The 16,242-nt window shown below is 68.7% G+C and carries 13 protein-coding genes and 2 tRNA genes; 11 read left to right on the top strand and 4 right to left on the bottom strand.

The window, feature by feature from the left end; translation table 11 throughout:
* Nucleotides 1-123 precede the first annotated feature (123 nt).
* The 7 genes from gnd (at nucleotide 124) to ACFVXE_RS23420 (ending at nucleotide 8,803) form a co-directional block, all read left to right on the top strand.
* Nucleotides 124-1,002, top strand: a complete 879-nt coding sequence (gene gnd / locus ACFVXE_RS23450; protein ID WP_389673753.1) for a phosphogluconate dehydrogenase (NAD(+)-dependent, decarboxylating) — start codon at nucleotides 124-126, stop codon at nucleotides 1,000-1,002.
* Nucleotides 1,003-1,087: 85 nt separating this feature from the next.
* Complete coding sequence (gene recF, locus ACFVXE_RS23445; protein WP_389673752.1) at nucleotides 1,088-2,218, top strand: DNA replication/repair protein RecF; 1,131 nt, start codon at nucleotides 1,088-1,090, stop codon at nucleotides 2,216-2,218.
* Nucleotides 2,215-2,817 (top strand): DUF721 domain-containing protein, encoded by a 603-nt coding sequence (locus tag ACFVXE_RS23440; RefSeq protein ID WP_389673751.1) that lies wholly within the window; start codon nucleotides 2,215-2,217, stop codon nucleotides 2,815-2,817. Before recF ends, ACFVXE_RS23440 begins: the two co-directional genes overlap by 4 nt.
* A gap of 416 nt (nucleotides 2,818-3,233) precedes the next feature.
* Nucleotides 3,234-5,303, top strand: coding sequence for a DNA topoisomerase (ATP-hydrolyzing) subunit B (gene gyrB / locus ACFVXE_RS23435; protein WP_389673749.1), 2,070 nt, complete (start codon nucleotides 3,234-3,236; stop codon nucleotides 5,301-5,303).
* A gap of 46 nt (nucleotides 5,304-5,349) precedes the next feature.
* Nucleotides 5,350-7,968 carry a DNA gyrase subunit A gene (gene gyrA, locus ACFVXE_RS23430; RefSeq protein WP_389673747.1) on the top strand — a complete coding sequence of 873 codons (2,619 nt, stop codon included), beginning with the start codon at nucleotides 5,350-5,352 and terminating at the stop codon, nucleotides 7,966-7,968.
* A 93-nt stretch (nucleotides 7,969-8,061) separates the two neighbouring features.
* The gene (locus ACFVXE_RS23425) at nucleotides 8,062-8,658 is read left to right on the top strand and encodes a DUF3566 domain-containing protein (protein ID WP_389673745.1); all 597 of its coding nucleotides are present in this window, start codon (nucleotides 8,062-8,064) and stop codon (nucleotides 8,656-8,658) included.
* A 71-nt stretch (nucleotides 8,659-8,729) separates the two neighbouring features.
* Nucleotides 8,730-8,803: transfer RNA gene (locus ACFVXE_RS23420), tRNA-Ile, on the top strand.
* 515 nt (nucleotides 8,804-9,318) lie between these two features.
* On the opposite strand, the gene ACFVXE_RS23415 is transcribed toward ACFVXE_RS23420, so the two are convergent.
* Nucleotides 9,319-9,699, bottom strand: coding sequence for a DUF6344 domain-containing protein (locus tag ACFVXE_RS23415; RefSeq protein ID WP_389673744.1), 381 nt, complete (start codon nucleotides 9,697-9,699; stop codon nucleotides 9,319-9,321).
* A gap of 275 nt (nucleotides 9,700-9,974) precedes the next feature.
* On the opposite strand from ACFVXE_RS23415, the gene ACFVXE_RS23410 reads away from it, so the two are divergent.
* From ACFVXE_RS23410 to ACFVXE_RS23400, 3 genes are all read left to right on the top strand, one after another.
* Complete coding sequence (locus tag ACFVXE_RS23410) at nucleotides 9,975-10,109, top strand: DLW-39 family protein (RefSeq protein WP_003958712.1); 135 nt, start codon at nucleotides 9,975-9,977, stop codon at nucleotides 10,107-10,109.
* A gap of 257 nt (nucleotides 10,110-10,366) precedes the next feature.
* Entirely contained in the window at nucleotides 10,367-11,611 is a 1,245-nt protein-coding gene (locus ACFVXE_RS23405; RefSeq protein WP_389673742.1) for a hypothetical protein, read from the top strand.
* Nucleotides 11,611-12,948 (top strand): hypothetical protein, encoded by a 1,338-nt coding sequence (locus ACFVXE_RS23400; protein ID WP_389673740.1) that lies wholly within the window; start codon nucleotides 11,611-11,613, stop codon nucleotides 12,946-12,948. Before ACFVXE_RS23405 ends, ACFVXE_RS23400 begins: the two co-directional genes overlap by 1 nt.
* Before the next feature lie 72 nt (nucleotides 12,949-13,020).
* Here the strand turns inward: ACFVXE_RS23400 and ACFVXE_RS23395 are convergent, their stop codons facing one another.
* The gene (locus ACFVXE_RS23395; protein ID WP_389673739.1) at nucleotides 13,021-14,487 is read right to left on the bottom strand and encodes a serine/threonine protein kinase; all 1,467 of its coding nucleotides are present in this window, start codon (nucleotides 14,485-14,487) and stop codon (nucleotides 13,021-13,023) included.
* A gap of 78 nt (nucleotides 14,488-14,565) precedes the next feature.
* The gene (locus tag ACFVXE_RS23390) at nucleotides 14,566-15,114 is read right to left on the bottom strand and encodes a helix-turn-helix domain-containing protein (RefSeq protein ID WP_389673737.1); all 549 of its coding nucleotides are present in this window, start codon (nucleotides 15,112-15,114) and stop codon (nucleotides 14,566-14,568) included.
* Nucleotides 15,115-15,284: 170 nt separating this feature from the next.
* Between ACFVXE_RS23390 and ACFVXE_RS23385 the strand changes: the two genes are divergently transcribed.
* Nucleotides 15,285-15,357, top strand: a tRNA-Ala gene (locus ACFVXE_RS23385).
* An 81-nt stretch (nucleotides 15,358-15,438) separates the two neighbouring features.
* On the opposite strand, the gene ACFVXE_RS23380 is transcribed toward ACFVXE_RS23385, so the two are convergent.
* Nucleotides 15,439-16,164 carry a DUF5324 family protein gene (locus ACFVXE_RS23380; protein WP_389673735.1) on the bottom strand — a complete coding sequence of 242 codons (726 nt, stop codon included), beginning with the start codon at nucleotides 16,162-16,164 and terminating at the stop codon, nucleotides 15,439-15,441.
* Nucleotides 16,165-16,242 lie beyond the last annotated feature (78 nt).

Raw genomic sequence — 16,242 nt, 5'->3', positions numbered from 1 at the left:
CCGGTCCTGATACGACAGTCCCGTACGGGCACGCTCAGAGCCGAGCATGCCCGGCGGTCTGTCCCGGGCTGGGCGTAGGCTCGGGCCTGGGTACGAATCGGCACAACGCTTAAGGAATCTCTGATGGAGCTCGGTCTCGTCGGCCTCGGCAAGATGGGCGGCAACATGCGCGAGCGCATCCGCCGCGCAGGCCACACCGTCATCGGTTACGACCGGAACCCGGACGTCGCCGATGTCCACAGCCTCGAAGAGCTTGTGGGCAAGCTGAAGGGCCCGAGGGTCATCTGGGTGATGGTCCCGGCCGGCGCCGCGACTCAGTCCACGGTCGACGAACTCGCAGCGCTGCTCTCGCCCGGCGACATCGTCGTGGACGGCGGGAACTCCCGCTGGACGGACGACGAGAAGCACGCGGTCGAGCTGGGCATCAAGGGCATCGGCTTCGTCGACTGCGGTGTCTCCGGCGGTGTCTGGGGCCTGGAGAACGGCTATGCGCTGATGTACGGCGGCGACGCCGAGAACGTCGCGAGGGTCCAGCCGATCTTCGACGCTCTGAAGCCCGAGGGCGACTTCGGTTCCGTCCACGCGGGCAAGGTCGGCGCCGGCCACTTCGCGAAGATGGTCCACAACGGCATCGAGTACGCCATGATGCAGGCGTACGCCGAGGGCTGGGAGCTCCTGGAGAAGGTCGACTCCGTCACCGACGTGCGCGAGGTCTTCCGCTCCTGGCAGGAGGGAACGGTCATCCGTTCCTGGCTGCTCGACCTGGCGGTCAACGCACTGGACGACGACGAGCACCTCGACAAGCTCCGCGGTTTCGCCGCCGACTCCGGTGAGGGACGCTGGACGGTGGAGGCCGCGATCGACAACGCGGTGCCGCTCCCCGCGATCACCGCGTCGCTCTTCGCGCGATTCGCCTCGCGCCAGGACGACTCCCCGCAGATGAAGATGATCGCCGCGCTGCGCAACCAGTTCGGCGGCCACGCGGTCGAGAACAAGAAGTAACCGCACCGAAGGGCGGGCCGGACCAGTACCAACGGCCCCCGCCACGGAGCACGGAGCAGGAAGCCGGGAAGGTCGGCGTACACCCATGCATGTGACGCATCTCTCGCTGGCTGACTTCCGCTCGTACGCCCGGGTCGAAGTACCTCTCGATCCGAGCGTCACCGTGTTCGTGGGGGCCAACGGTCAGGGCAAGACGAATCTGGTCGAAGCCGTCGGCTACCTCGCGACCCTCGGCAGCCATCGGGTCTCCTCCGATGCGCCGCTCGTGCGGATGGGCGCGGACCGGGCTGTCGTCCGGGCTGCCGTCACCCAGGGCGAGCGCTCGCAGCTGATTGAGCTGGAACTCAATCCCGGCAAGGCCAACCGTGCCCGGATCAACAGATCGTCGCAGGTCAGACCGCGTGACGTGCTGGGGATTGTACGGACTGTGCTCTTCGCGCCGGAGGATCTTGCGCTGGTCAAGGGCGATCCGGGGGAGCGCCGGCGCTTCCTCGACGAGCTGATCACGGCGCGGTCGCCGCGGATGGCGGGTGTCCGCTCGGACTACGAGCGGGTGCTGAAGCAGCGCAACACCCTGCTGAAGTCTGCGGCGATGGCGCGCAGGCACGGCGGCCGGTCGATGGATCTGTCCACCCTCGACGTGTGGGACCAGCATCTGGGCCGGGTCGGCGCCGAGCTGCTCGCGCAACGGCTGGATCTGATCGCGACGCTGCAACCGCTGACTGACAAGGCGTACGAGGATGTCGCACCGGGCGGTGGTCCGGTGACCCTGGAGTACCGCAGTTCGGTCGGCGCCGGCGTGGAGCCTGCCCGTACCCGTGACGAGCTGTACGAACAACTGCTCGCCGCGCTGGCGGAGGTCCGCAAGCAGGAGATCGAGCGGGGCGTGACGCTGGTAGGCCCGCACCGCGACGAGCTGCTGCTCGGGCTGCGCGGAATGCCGGCCAAGGGTTATGCGAGTCATGGCGAGTCCTGGTCGTACGCGCTCGCGCTGCGACTGGCCTCGTACGATCTGCTGCGCACCGAGGGGAACGAGCCGGTGCTCGTCCTGGACGACGTCTTCGCCGAGCTGGACGCGCGGCGCCGGGAGCGGCTGGCGGAGCTGGTGGCGCCGGGCGAGCAGGTGCTGGTGACGGCCGCGGTGGACGATGACGTTCCGGGCATCCTGGCGGGAGCGCGGTACGAGGTGTCGGCGGGCGAGGTGCAACGCGTATGAACGGCTCCGATGATCCGGTGAGGGGCCCGGCCAAAGGTGCGCAGGAACCGTTGGGCGACGGGGGACGGCCGGCGGGCGAGGCGAAGCAGCCGGAGGCCTCCGGTGTCGATCTGGCGCGGGTGGCTCTGCGCGCGGCGAAGGAGCAGGCCCGGGCACGTGGCGCCGCGGCGCAGCAGAAGAAGCAGGCGAGGCGGGGTGGCGGACTGCGCTCGGGCGCTCGGGCGGACGGGCGTGATCCGTTGCCGCTGGGTGCCGCGATCAACCGCCTGATCACCGAGCGCGGCTGGGAGACGCCTGCGGCGGTGGGCGGGGTGATGGGCCGGTGGCCGCAGATCGTCGGTGAAGATCTGGCCAATCATTGTGTGCCGCTGCGGTACGACGAGGCTCCCGAGGAGCGGGTCCTCACGGTGCAGTGCGACTCGACGGCGTGGGCGACGCAGCTGCGGCTGCTGGCGCCTCAGCTGGTGGCCAGGCTGAACGCCGATCTGGGTCACGGGACTGTGAGGTTGATCAAGGTGCTGGGGCCGGGCGGTCCGCAGCGCAGGTTCGGTCCACTGCGTGCGCCGGGAAGTACCGGTCCGGGCGATACCTACGGCTGACCTGGCCTTTTATCTCTCCGTACGGTCCCGAGCCCGCCCTCGACGGCTATGCCTCCCGTTCCCGGAGAGGTACGGCCCCGATGGCGGGCTGCCCCTTTTGTGTAGTTGTCCGCTGCTCCCGTGATGTGCCGGTCTGTACCGGTCGAAACCGTCCGGTGGGGCCGAGGCGTCCCTCACCGTAGCGGGAGGTTGACAGGCCGAAGCGCTCAACGCCCGCGTGAGCCTCTTGGGGCCCCATCCTGAATATGGGGAGTCGTCAGGCGCTCATTCAGGGCGGCACATGCGGACTCAGGTACCGGCAAACCCCCATTCGTGTCGGCGCTACCGGTAGACTGATGGACAATCCCGCTTACTTGCGGGAGTCGTCGATACAAGCCGAACGACGCAGCCGCTCCCGCCTGCCCGGAGAACGGCCTGTGCTGTGCCAGAAAGGGCGCTTCGTGGCCGATTCCGGCAACCCCAACGAGAACATTCCGTCCACACCCGGTGAGCGCGGCGAGGTGGCTGCCTCGTACGACGCCAGCGCGATCACCGTCCTCGAGGGCTTGGACGCGGTCCGCAAGCGGCCTGGCATGTACATCGGCTCGACCGGTGAGCGCGGCCTCCACCACCTCGTACAAGAGGTTGTCGACAACTCGGTCGACGAGGCCATGGCCGGGCACGCGGACAACATCGACGTCACGATCCTCGCCGACGGCGGGGTACGCGTGATCGACAACGGCCGTGGCATCCCGGTCGGCATCGTTCCCTCCGAGGGCAAGCCCGCCGTCGAGGTCGTCCTCACCGTGCTGCACGCAGGCGGCAAGTTCGGGGGCGGCGGCTACGCGGTCTCCGGCGGTCTGCACGGCGTCGGTGTGTCCGTGGTCAACGCCCTGTCCACCCGGGTGGCCGTGGCGGTCAAGACGGACGGCTACCGTTGGACCCAGGACTACAAGTTCGGTGTCCCGACTGCCCCGCTGGAACGTAACGAGGCCACCGACGAGACGGGCACGTCGGTCACCTTCTGGGCCGACGGGGACATCTTCGAGACGACCGAGTACTCCTTCGAGACCCTCTCGCGCCGCTTCCAGGAGATGGCCTTCCTCAACAAGGGCCTCACCCTCAAGCTCACCGACGAGCGCGAGTCGGCGAAGGCGACGGCCGGCGCGGACAGTGTCGAGGCGGTCGACGTTCCCGAGGAGGAGCCGACCAGGACGGTCACGTACCACTACGAAAACGGCATCGTCGACTTCGTGAAGTACCTGAACTCCCGCAAGGGCGATGTCATCCACCAGTCGGTGATCGACATCGAGGCCGAGGACAAGGACCGTCTCCTCTCGGCCGAGATCGCCATGCAGTGGAACACGCAGTACAGCGAGGGGGTCTACTCCTTCGCCAACGCGATCCACACGCATGAGGGTGGTACACACGAGGAGGGGTTCCGTGCGGCGCTGACCTCGCTCGTCAACCGGTACGCGCGCGACAAGAAGCTGCTGCGCGAGAAGGACGACAACCTCACCGGTGAGGACGTCCGCGAGGGTCTGACGGCGATCATCTCGGTGAAGCTGGGCGAGCCGCAGTTCGAGGGCCAGACGAAGACCAAGCTGGGCAACACGGAGGCCAAGACCTTCGTGCAGAAGGTCGTCCACGAGCAGCTGACGGACTGGTTCGACCGGAATCCCAACGAGGCCGCCGACATCATCCGTAAGGGCATCGCCGCGTCGACTGCCCGGGTGGCGGCCCGTAAGGCCCGTGACCTGACCCGGCGCAAGGGGCTCCTGGAGAGCGCGTCGCTGCCGGGCAAGCTGAGCGACTGCCAGTCCAACGACCCGACGAAGTGCGAGATCTTCATCGTCGAGGGTGACTCCGCCGGCGGTTCGGCGAAGTCCGGTCGTAACCCGATGTACCAGGCCATCCTGCCGATCCGCGGCAAGATCCTGAACGTCGAGAAGGCCCGGATCGACAAGATCCTGCAGAACACCGAGGTCCAGGCGTTGATCTCGGCTTTCGGTACCGGAGTCCACGAGGACTTCGACATCGAGAAGCTCCGCTATCACAAGATCATTCTGATGGCGGACGCCGACGTCGACGGTCAGCACATCAACACCCTGCTGCTGACGTTCCTCTTCCGCTTCATGCGTCCGCTGGTCGAGGCCGGCCACGTCTACCTCTCCCGCCCGCCGCTCTACAAGATCAAGTGGGGCCGGGACGACTTCGAGTACGCGTACTCGGACCGTGAGCGCGACGCCCTGGTCGAGCTCGGCAAGCAGAACGGCAAGCGGATCAGGGAAGACTCGATCCAGCGGTTCAAGGGCCTCGGCGAGATGAACGCCGAGGAGCTGCGCATCACCACGATGGACATCGACCACCGGGTGCTCGGCCAGGTCACGCTGGACGATGCGGCGCAGGCCGACGACCTCTTCTCGGTGCTCATGGGTGAGGACGTCGAGGCACGGCGCTCGTTCATCCAGCGCAACGCCAAGGACGTCCGCTTCCTCGACATCTGAGTCGGCCGTACCAGCAAGCCGCCGCTCGAAAGGACTTTGACCAGCAATGGCCGACGAGAACAACCCTGTGACCCCTGAAGAGGAACCCGCCACCGCGGCTGTGGGCATGCGGGTGGAGCCCGTGGGGCTCGAGACGGAGATGCAGCGCTCCTACCTCGACTACGCGATGTCCGTCATCGTGTCGCGTGCGCTGCCCGACGTACGGGACGGTCTCAAGCCCGTCCACCGCCGCGTTCTGTACGCGATGTACGACGGCGGCTACCGGCCCGAGAAGGGCTTCTACAAGTGCGCCCGCGTCGTCGGCGACGTCATGGGTACGTACCACCCGCACGGCGACTCCTCGATCTACGACGCGCTCGTGCGACTGGCGCAGCACTGGTCGATGCGCATGCCGCTGGTGGACTCCAACGGCAACTTCGGTTCTCCGGGCAACGACCCGGCCGCCGCCATGCGGTACACCGAGTGCAAGATGATGCCGCTGTCCATGGAGATGGTCCGGGACATCGACGAGGAGACCGTCGACTTCCAGGACAACTACGACGGCCGCAACCAGGAGCCGACGGTTCTGCCGGCGCGCTTCCCGAATCTGCTGGTCAACGGTTCCGCGGGCATCGCGGTCGGTATGGCGACCAACATTCCGCCGCACAACCTGCGCGAGGTCGCGTCCGGTGCGCAGTGGTACCTGGAGCACCCGGAGGCTTCCCACGAGGAGCTGCTGGACGCTCTGATGGAGCGGATCAAGGGCCCCGACTTCCCGACCGGTGCGCTCGTCGTCGGCCGCAAGGGCATCGAGGAGGCGTACCGCACCGGCCGTGGCTCGATCACGATGCGTGCGGTCGTCGCGGTCGAGGAGATCCAGAACCGGCAGTGCCTGGTCGTCACGGAACTTCCGTACCAGACCAACCCCGACAACCTCGCGCAGAAGATCGCCGACCTGGTCAAGGACGGCAAGGTCGGCGGCATCGCGGACGTCCGTGACGAGACCTCGTCGCGTACCGGCCAGCGGCTGGTCGTCGTGTTGAAGCGGGACGCGGTCGCCAAGGTCGTGCTGAACAACCTGTACAAGCACACCGATCTGCAGTCCAACTTCGGCGCCAACATGCTGGCGCTGGTCGACGGGGTGCCGCGCACGCTGTCGATCGACGCGTTCATCCGGCACTGGGTGACGCACCAGATCGAGGTCATCGTCCGGCGCACGAAGTTCCGCCTGCGCAAGGCGGAGGAGCGGGCGCACATCCTGCGCGGCCTGCTCAAGGCGCTCGACGCGATCGACGAGGTCATCGCCCTCATCCGGCGCAGCCAGACGGTCGACGTCGCGCGCGAGGGCCTGATGGGCCTGCTGGAGATCGACGAGATCCAGGCGAACGCGATCCTGGAGATGCAGCTGCGCCGGCTGGCCGCGCTGGAGCACCAGAAGATCACCGCCGAGCACGACGAGCTCCAGGCGAAGATCAACGAGTACAACGAGATCCTGGCGTCGCCGGTGCGGCAGCGACAGATCGTCAGCGAGGAGCTGGCGGCGATCGTCGAGAAGTTCGGCGACGACCGGCGCTCCAAGCTGGTGCCCTTCGACGGTGACATGTCCATCGAGGACCTGATCGCCGAAGAGGACATCGTCGTCACCATCTCGCGCGGCGGCTATGTGAAGCGTACGAAGACGGACGACTACCGCTCGCAGAAGCGCGGCGGCAAGGGCGTCCGCGGCACGAAGCTCAGGGAAGACGACATCGTCGACCACTTCTTCGTGTCGACGACCCACCACTGGCTGCTGTTCTTCACCAACAAGGGCCGGGTCTACCGCGCGAAGGCGTACGAGCTCCCGGACGCCGGCCGGGACGCTCGCGGCCAGCACGTCGCCAATCTGCTGGCCTTCCAGCCGGACGAGCAGATCGCCGAGATCCTGGCCATCCGCGACTACGAAGCCGCGCCGTATCTGATCCTCGCCACCAAGGGCGGCCTGGTGAAGAAGACCGCGCTGAAGGACTACGACTCGCCGCGCTCGGGCGGTGTCATCGCGATCAACCTCCGCGAGACGGAGGACGGCAGCGACGACGAGCTGATCGGTGCGGAGCTGGTGTCGGCCGAGGACGATCTTCTGCTCATCAGCAAGAAGGCCCAGTCGATCAGGTTCACTGCGACGGACGACGCGCTGCGCCCGATGGGCCGTGCCACCTCGGGTGTGAAGGGCATGAGCTTCCGCGAGGGCGACGAACTGCTCTCGATGAATGTTGTCCGGCCCGGTACGTTCGTGTTCACTGCCACCGACGGCGGTTACGCGAAGCGGACCCCCGTCAACGAGTACCGCGTTCAGGGTCGTGGCGGCCTGGGTATCAAGGCCGCGAAGATCGTGGAGGACCGGGGCTCGCTGGTCGGCGCGCTGGTGGTCGAGGAAACGGATGAGATCCTCGCCATCACGCTCGGCGGTGGTGTGATTCGCACGCGAGTCAATGAAGTCAGGGAGACGGGCCGTGACACCATGGGCGTCCAACTGATCAATCTGGGCAAGCGCGATGCCGTTGTCGGTATCGCGCGCAACGCCGAGGCCGGTCGTGAGGCCGAAGAGGTCGACGGGGCCGATGATGCCGAGGCGACGACGACCGCCGAGGCATCTGCCGAGGGCACTGTCGAAGGCACTTCGCCTTCGACCGGGGAGCACGAGGAGTAGAGCGTGAGTGGAGCCACGGGCGCCGATTCGGCCGCTTCCGGAGCTGGAGCGAACGGTGCCCGTGGCCCTGCCACGGACTCCCAAGGGGGCACTGTGACGGACACCCGGGGGCCTCAGCCCCAGTACGAGGGATACGCGACCGGGCCGTTGCCCGGTGAGCGCGAGCCCGCACCGGGGAAGGCGAGTGGGCCGTACCACCCGCCGCAGGCATACCCCTCGCCCGCGGGCGAGACGCAGGGCGGCCGGCCCCAGGGAACACAGGGCGCAGGCGCCGCTCAGGCGACGCGACGGCCCCGGACAGGGGCGCGGACGACTCCGCGCACCCGTAAGGCACGGCTGCGGGTCGCCAAGGCCGATCCGTGGTCGGTGATGAAGGTCAGCTTCCTGCTCTCCATCGCGCTCGGCATCTGCACGGTGGTGGCGGCCGCGGTCCTGTGGATGGTGATGGACGCCATGGGTGTCTTCTCCACCGTGGGCGGCACCGTCAGCGAGGCGACCGGTTCCAACGAGAGCAACGGCTTCGATGTGCAGTCGTTCCTGTCGCTTCCGCGCGTCCTCATCTTCACGTCGGTCATCGCGGTGATCGACGTGGTCCTGGCGACCGCGCTGGCGACGCTGGGCGCCTTCATCTACAACCTGTCGGCCGGCTTCGTGGGCGGTGTGGAGCTCACTCTCGCCGAGGACGAGTAGGCCCGCGGGTATCGATTTTGGGACTGGCCCCGACGTGCGCTAATCTTCAGAAGTCAGCGCAGCAGCGCGGCGGGGCTATAGCTCAGTTGGTTAGAGCGCATCCCTGATAAGGATGAGGCCACAGGTTCAAATCCTGTTAGCCCCACAGTGAAACAGAAGGCCCGGTACCTCTTCGGAGGCACCGGGCCTTCTGCGTATGTGCGGACGGGTTGTGTGGCGCCTCGCGTGCGGGTGTGGTGCGGTTTCCCGTCCTGCGCGCATTTCGGCCCTGCGCGCACCGGGGCGGGCAGGGCCGCGGGGGCTGGGGCACGGGGTGGCCGTGGCCAGGGCCGGGGGATCTGCGGCTCGTGTTCCGGGTGGCCGGAGTTGCGGTGCGGGACTTCGGGGCCGTGGGTGAGGGTGGCCGCAGTACGTGTGGGCGCTTCTGCCGTCGGCAACGGGGCGTCCGGGCTCCGCGCCCCGGGCGTGGGTCGTGACGGCGACCGGACGGTGCGGATCCGGCGACCGGGCGAGGCACGCATCGCGGCTCCGGAGGCCGAGGAAGGCGCTCGATCCGGAAGCGGGGCGCGGGAGAGGTGTGCGCCACGGCTCCTGGCACGCGAAAAAGCCCCCGTCCGGTGCGAACCGGACCAGGGGCTCTGTGCGTCAGTCGCGCCGCTCTCAGGGAGGCAGCAGAGATGCATCCCCCGCCGGGGCCCCGTGTGCGGTGCGGGCGGCGCCGGTGGTGCCTGTGGCAGCCACGGCGTCGTTGGTGTCCGGCGACAGATGCCTGGTGGCGGGTGAGGAGCCGTGGGCCTCGGCGCGGATGCGCTGCTTCATGGTGGGGGGCAGCGACCTGTCACGCGGAAGGGTCCATCGGACCGACGGGGTGCTCGCGGTTGCGGTCGTCGTACCCGTGTGCTTCTGGGGCGTGGTCGCCGGCTGCGTGGCCTCGGGCTGCGTGGCCGCCGTGGCGGTGCTGACGAGCCCCAGCGAGGCGAGGAGTGCGAAGAGGGCGGTGATGAAGGCGGTCCAGATGCTCTTGGCCTTGAAGGCGCTCATGGCCCCTCACTTTCGGGTGGTCCGGTTTGCTTACCTTCCTGATGATGTGGATGTGGGCCGCGATTTCGGGGACCGACGCCACGGATCCGCCGATCTTCAGATGAACACCACTCGTATGGTTCAACCGGGCTGGACGGGCCGGAGCGAGATCGGGCGGGATGGCTGTTTTTGCCCGGGAGCCGGTCGGGTCGCAGGGAGGTCACTGATCGGTATCGGTCGGTGTGTATAGTCGGGCGGCAGAAGTCCCCTACGTCAAGGAAAGACGAGGTCGCGCGGTGAAGAAGCTTCTCCTGGTCGCACTGGCCGCCATCGGCGGGCTCCTCGTGTACCGCCAGATCCAGGCGGATCGCGCCGAGCAGGATCTGTGGACGGAGGCGACTGACTCCGTGCCCGCAGGTTCGGGTGTGTGAGACAGACAAGCCTTGTGCGGGCCCCGGTCGCTGAGAGCGGCCGGGGCCTCGTGCTGTTGCGGGACCGTGACACCTGTGCCTTTGAGTTCGCTTACACAAATCAATGGCTTGCGTAAGCAAATGAGCGGGGCTTTCGGCCGAGGGGGCACGTGTGAAGGCACGGAAGCACCGTCGTACATCAGTGGCAGGGACATTGATCGGCGGGGGGCGCCGGCTGCCCTGCTCCTGGGCACGGTGCCGGCCGCGGCGGCCGTCCCGTGAGGTGGCCGAGCAGCTCGGCAGGGACCGCGCTGCGGATCGACACCGTCGGCTTCCAGGTGAAGGGCAGAGCCCGCCAGCAGCTCGAATGCATCGCCCGGGCGGGGAACGGCCGCTACTACGCCGCTCCGGACGCCGCGTCGCCGGCCAGGCAGCTGCAACGGGCAGCACAAATCTCCGCGCACGGGCACCGGCTTCGCGGCGAGCGGGTCGAGGGCGCGGCGACCGGAGGCCGGGCGCTCTCGCTCGTACCCGGGCAGTATCCGGACACCATCGGCCCGGGCGAGAAGCGGCATTACGCGGTCGATCCGGACGCCGTGTCCACGGCGGACTTCTCGGCGACGGCGGTGCCGCAGCCCGGGGCGGCCGTCGACACCTTCGACGCACTGGGTACCAGCATCGTGTACGCCACTGACAGTCCCTGCGTGACGGACATCGCGCGCTTCTGTCGGAAGGAGGGAGCGACCCTGCTGACCTCGGCGGTCGCCCGCATCCCCTCCGAAGACGGGAACCGGAGCTGCGACCGGGCGGGCCGCTACTGGCTGGTGGTGGAGCGGCGGCGCAAGAAGGGCTCCGATGAGGCGCGTTGGCCGCTGGAGCTGGTGTACGGGGTGGAGGCACCGCTGAAGAAGGGCGTCACGCCCTCGACCCGCTCGCCGCGAAGCCGGAGTACGGAGCGGGCGACGGGGATGCGCAGCTGCCCTCCGGTGACCCGTGTGATGTGCGGGGCGACACAGCTGTTCCCCCCGGCCCGGTTTCCCCTCGGCGAAGGCGAGTTCACCCCGTCGGCGATGTACAACGGCTGCCCGGCGGCGGTCGCCATGGGATCGGTTCCGGTCGCCTGGACCAACCGTCACGAGTGCCGCTCCCTGGTCCAGCCGGTGCATTCCGGGGGCGAGTTCTCCATTTCGGTGACGCTGGGCGCGCGGGCTGCGGACATCGCCGAGAACCCGAGGGGCGAAGTGGTGCTGCGGGTGCCGGTGCTCGGTGACGAGAAGGCCGGGCCGGAGCACGAGCACGGTGCAGCGGTCCTCGCCGGGAAGCCGGAGGGGAAACCGGGCAGGGGAGCCGCCAGAAGCGGTGATTCCCCTGTGGCCGCAGACAGCAGCGGTGCGGGCGGGGCAGGATGGACCGGCATTGCGGCCGCTGCCGGGGCGGGCGCCGTGGTGGTGTTGATCGCGGGGCTCGCGCTCGTACGCAGCCGCCGCAGATCGGCCACGGAGACGACGAGGGGAAGCGCGTGATGAGGCAGCGCAACAGGGGCCGGGCGGCGCTGGCCGCGCTCGCGGCGATGTGCGCGGTGGTGGCGCTGCCGGGGCAGGTGTACGCGGCCGGTGAACCCGCTCCGTACACCTTCGACCCCGGGGCGAAAGCGGTCCGGGGCTCGGAGGTCAGCACCGATGCGTCGGCGCTGACGGCCGGATCGGTCTACAAGAGCTCGATCAAACCGGGCGAGAAGCTCTACTACCGTCTCGACCTCGATGCCGACGAGAACGCCTACGTCTCGGCAGTCGCCGTGCCTCGGGCGGGCAGCAAGGTCGCTTACGGGGACGGGATCACGGTCAGCATCAGGGACAGCAAGGACCTGCAGTGCAGCTCCGAGGACGCACTGTTCGGGTCGGCGGAATTCCCGCGTCCGATCGCTGCATACGCCTATCGGGTCCCCAAGAAGGACAGCGGTACCTGCAAGGATCCCGGAACGTACAACGTCCTGATCGAGCGGGACAGCAAGGCCACCTCGACGCCTGAGGCGTGGGACCTGGAACTCCGCTACGAGGCTGAGCCGAAGCTCGGGAAGGGCGTCCCGGTACCGACCGGGGCGCCGGAGAGCTGGCCGTCGGCTTCGCCGGAGCCGCTCGGACAGGCCGGGAAGAAGCGGCACGGCGGCACCGGCTACTACGACGCCACCAGCCTGGAGACCGGCACCTGGGAGGACGGCATCGAGCCCGGGCAGACCCTCTTCTACCGGGTGCCGGTGGACTGGGGGCAGCAGATCTTCGCCACCGTCGACCTGGGCAACAGCGTCGGCGGCTCGGGCGAATACGTCGGCAACGCACTCGCGCTGTCCCTGGACAATCCGGCACACGGACACGTCGACGACGCCTCGCCGCTGTCGTACACCGGCGACCCCGCCTCCGTGTCACTCGATCCGCTCCCCCCGGTGGCGTACGAGAACCGCTTCACCTACACCTCCGCCATCAGCGCCATGCGGTTCGCGGGCTGGTATTACCTGTCGCTGTCACTCAGCCCGGAGATCGAGAAGGCATACGGGAGGAAGGCGATCCCGATGACCCTCAAGGTGCAGGTCAAGAATGCGGCGAAGGCGTCGCCGTACGAGGGGTCAGCCGGGGTCTTCGGCGTCAGCCAGGACGACAAGGACATGGCCAGGAGCGGCCAGAGCGCTGCTGAGGCCGGCCGGAGCGACACCATGAAGCTGGTGGGAGCTGCCGGGATCGGCGCCGGCACCGTGCTGGTGCTCGGACTCGGGGCGTGGACACTGCTCGCGCGCCGGCGCACGGCGACCGCCGCGGGCGGCCCGGCCGGACAACAGCCGTTCGGAGGGCCGCCGCAGGCCTGGTAGCCGGCCGCCGTCGCAGGTGCCGGCCTCCTTCAGCATTCGGGTCCCGTCCAGGACCGAGGCACTGGGCGGCACTCAGGCCTGAGTCAGCGCCCAGATCCCCACGGCAAAGCAGATCAGTGCCACCAGCAGGACCGGGACCGTCACCTTCGTGGGCGGTCCCGGACGGCTGTGCGGTCCGCGTGCGGGTGCACCGGAGGCTGCGGGGTGCGCCGGTGGCTGAGCCCCGGCAGGAGCCGGGCCCACGCTCCCGGTCGGGGGGAAGGGCGGGGAAACTCGCGCTCCGGGATGGGGAACCTGCTGCTGCTCGGCGGTGTATGCACGAGTGAGAGGTTGTTCGCGCTGCACCGCGGATGTCGGGGCCTGGGAGAAGCCCGGTGCGGCATCGGGGAAGGGGGATTCCGGATGAGCCGGGAGCGGAGCGGGGAATTCGGCCGGAGGCACCGGCGGGCGGAGCGGGGCGGTCTGCTGCGGAGGCGGGGCGAGATGGAAGCTGCCCGTCTCCGACATCGAGGAGGGCGCCTGGGAAGGCAGTTCGGCGTGCGGCTGCTGTACCGCCTGCTGCTCGGGGTGGTGTACGGACTGTTGCGCAGCCTGGCCGGCCGTGGCGGCCTGCCCCGTCCCGGCGCCGCGGTCGGCCGGGACAGGTCCCCGCGGAGCCGGGATCGGGCCGGTGGGGCCGAAACCGGCGGGCAGCGGGCCGATTTGATCGAACACCTCCACCGGTTCGTCGTGGGCGTCGGACTCCGGGAGCATCTCGACGGCGGCCGTCAGAGCCTTCCGCGCGCCCGTGGCCGTGCGGAACCTGGCGTGCGGATCCGGCTGCAGCAGACCCGCGAGGACCTGCCACAGGGGCTCGGGGATCCCCTGCGGGGCGCCTGGCGTGCCCTGCGAGACGAAGCGCTCGACGAGCGCACGGGCATCCGGCTTCTTCCCCTGCAGCAGATACAGCGCGACGAGACCCACGGCGAAGAGGTCCGCAGGAAAGTCGGGCTCTGCTCCCATCATCTGCTCGGGTGCGAAGTAACCCGGCGTCCCCACCACATAGTTGGTCTCCGTCAGGCGGGGCTCGCCCTTGCGCATGGAGATACCGAAGTCGGAGAGGCGCAGATGCGGGCGGCCGGTCCCGGTTGCCTCCATCAGGATGTTGGCGGGCTTGATGTCGCGGTGCACGACGCCCTCGGCATGCACCGTCGAGAGCCCGGACAACAGCTGGTCGAGCAGTGTGCAGACGAAGCGCGGGGGCAGCGGGCCGTAGTCACCGATGACATGTGCCAACGACCCACCGCTCACCAGATCCATGGTGAACAGGACCTTGTCGTCGTCCGCGGCCCAGCTGGCCGGGGCGAGGACATGCGGATGCTCGATCCGCAGAGCCTGTTCACGCACGAACCGCAGCAGCGTGTGCGCGTCGCTCTGCAGAAGCACCTTGGCCGCCACGTACCGGCGGCGCCGGTGATCCCAGGCACGCCAGACGGCACCGACGCCACCACGACCGATCGGATCGACCAGCTCGTACCGACCAGCGAAGACCTCACCCATTGCGCTGCGCCCGCTCCCAGTTCCTGTCTCGGCTCGTGCCCGGTTCTCGGGATAGTGCCCAGGGCCCGTCGGGAAGCCCTAGCTCTGGTGTCCTTCGTAGTGCGCGACCGCGTCCGCGGTGCGCCCGGCGCCGTACACCTTGAGGAACTCTGCCAGTTCGGGGTGGGTCGGTGCGAGGGAGTCGGCGGCATCGATGATGTCCCCGGCGGCAGCAACCGACCGCAGCAGCGACTGGATCTCACGGACCACGCGCCGGACGGTGGGTGCCCCGCCGGTGGCCGAGGTCTGCCCGGTGCCGGTGAGGACGGAGCCGCCCTGGGACTTCTTGATCTCTTCCATGCGGTCGGTGGCCTCTCCCGCGCTGACGCTGCCGTCCGCGACCTGACTGGCCAGCTCCTGCAGGGCCTGGACACGCTGGACGACCGCGGGATTTCCGATCTTCGCCCGCTGGCCGCTCATCAGCTGGGAAAGCATGGGTGCGGACAGCCCGAGTACGGCGGCGAGCCGGGCCTGATTCAGGCCGAGATCGTCGATGAGCCGACGGAACAACGCACCCAGAGGCTCCCCGTACCAGCTGCGCTGAAGTTCTCTGGCTCTGGCCGTTGCTTCCTGCTGGACTGCATCCATGGCGTCTCCCCTTCGCTGAGCCTTCGCTGCTGCGAACCTCGTCCAGCATCTTACGGAGAGTGGTTGCGGACCGGGAGTCCCAATCTTTTTGGAAGATTGAGGGGGTCACCCGGTAGTCTGGTCTGCGGCGGTGACCAAGACGCTGGTGCGTCCGGTGCTGTCCATCTTTCGGGGCCTTAGCTCAGTTGGTAGAGCGCTGCCTTTGCAAGGCAGATGTCAGGAGTTCGAATCTCCTAGGCTCCACAGAGAAAGCCCCTCCGAACTGCGGAAACGCAGTTCGGAGGGGCTTTTTTTCATGCCCGTGGGAGGTGCGGTGGTGACGGCTCAGCGGCGGTCGTCGAGATCGGTGCCGTCCACCCCGTCGGTCCCGTCCCCGTCCGACTCGGCCTGCTTGGCACGGACCTCGGGGTCCAGGGACGCCGGGCCGCTGCCGTCGACCGAGGACAGCGGCGCACGGTCGCCGACCTCCGTGGGAGCAGGGGGCTCGACCAGCCAGTCCGGGTTGGCCTGCTTGTCCCACCACCGCCAGGCGGCGTAGGCGCCGGCCGCCAGGATGGAGACCACGGCGAGCCCCTTCAGGGCGCGTCCGGCCTTGGCCCGCCGCTCATGCTTTCTGGCCAGCTTCCGGATCTCCTTCGCCGTCACCTGACTGCGGAGCGCGGCCAGGGCCGCGGCGCTGCGGGCCGTGGCTTCCTCGGCGACGGGCTGCGCGGCGGCCATCGCCTGCTCCACGCGGGGCACGGTGTAATCCGCCGCGGTCCTGGCCGCCTGACGGGTACGGAGAGCGGCGCGCTGGGCGGCCTCGTCGACCTTGGGCGGCACGTGGGCAAGGGCCAGTTCGATACGTGGTGCGAGATGTGCGTCGTACTGGACGCGGGCCTGCTGGGCTGCCTTCGACACCCTCGGCGCGAGCCGGGTACGGGCCTCGTGCGCATAGTGTGCGGCCTGGTCCTTGGCCGAGTCGGCGTAGGGCGCCACCACTTCCGCGGCGTGCTGCACGCTGTCCTTCGCCGAGTCGGTTGCGGCGCGCACGCTGTCGATGCGGGTCACGGGATCCTCCTCCTTGGTGGCGGGTAGTACTCCGCCTTTCCACCCATTTCGAAATCATGCCCCCCGATGACTCCGACG

The sequence above is a fragment of the Streptomyces sp. NPDC058231 genome (assembly GCF_042882275.1).
Classification (GTDB): Bacteria; Actinomycetota; Actinomycetes; order Streptomycetales; family Streptomycetaceae; genus Streptomyces.
This window is presented reverse-complemented; position numbering and strand designations above follow the sequence as displayed.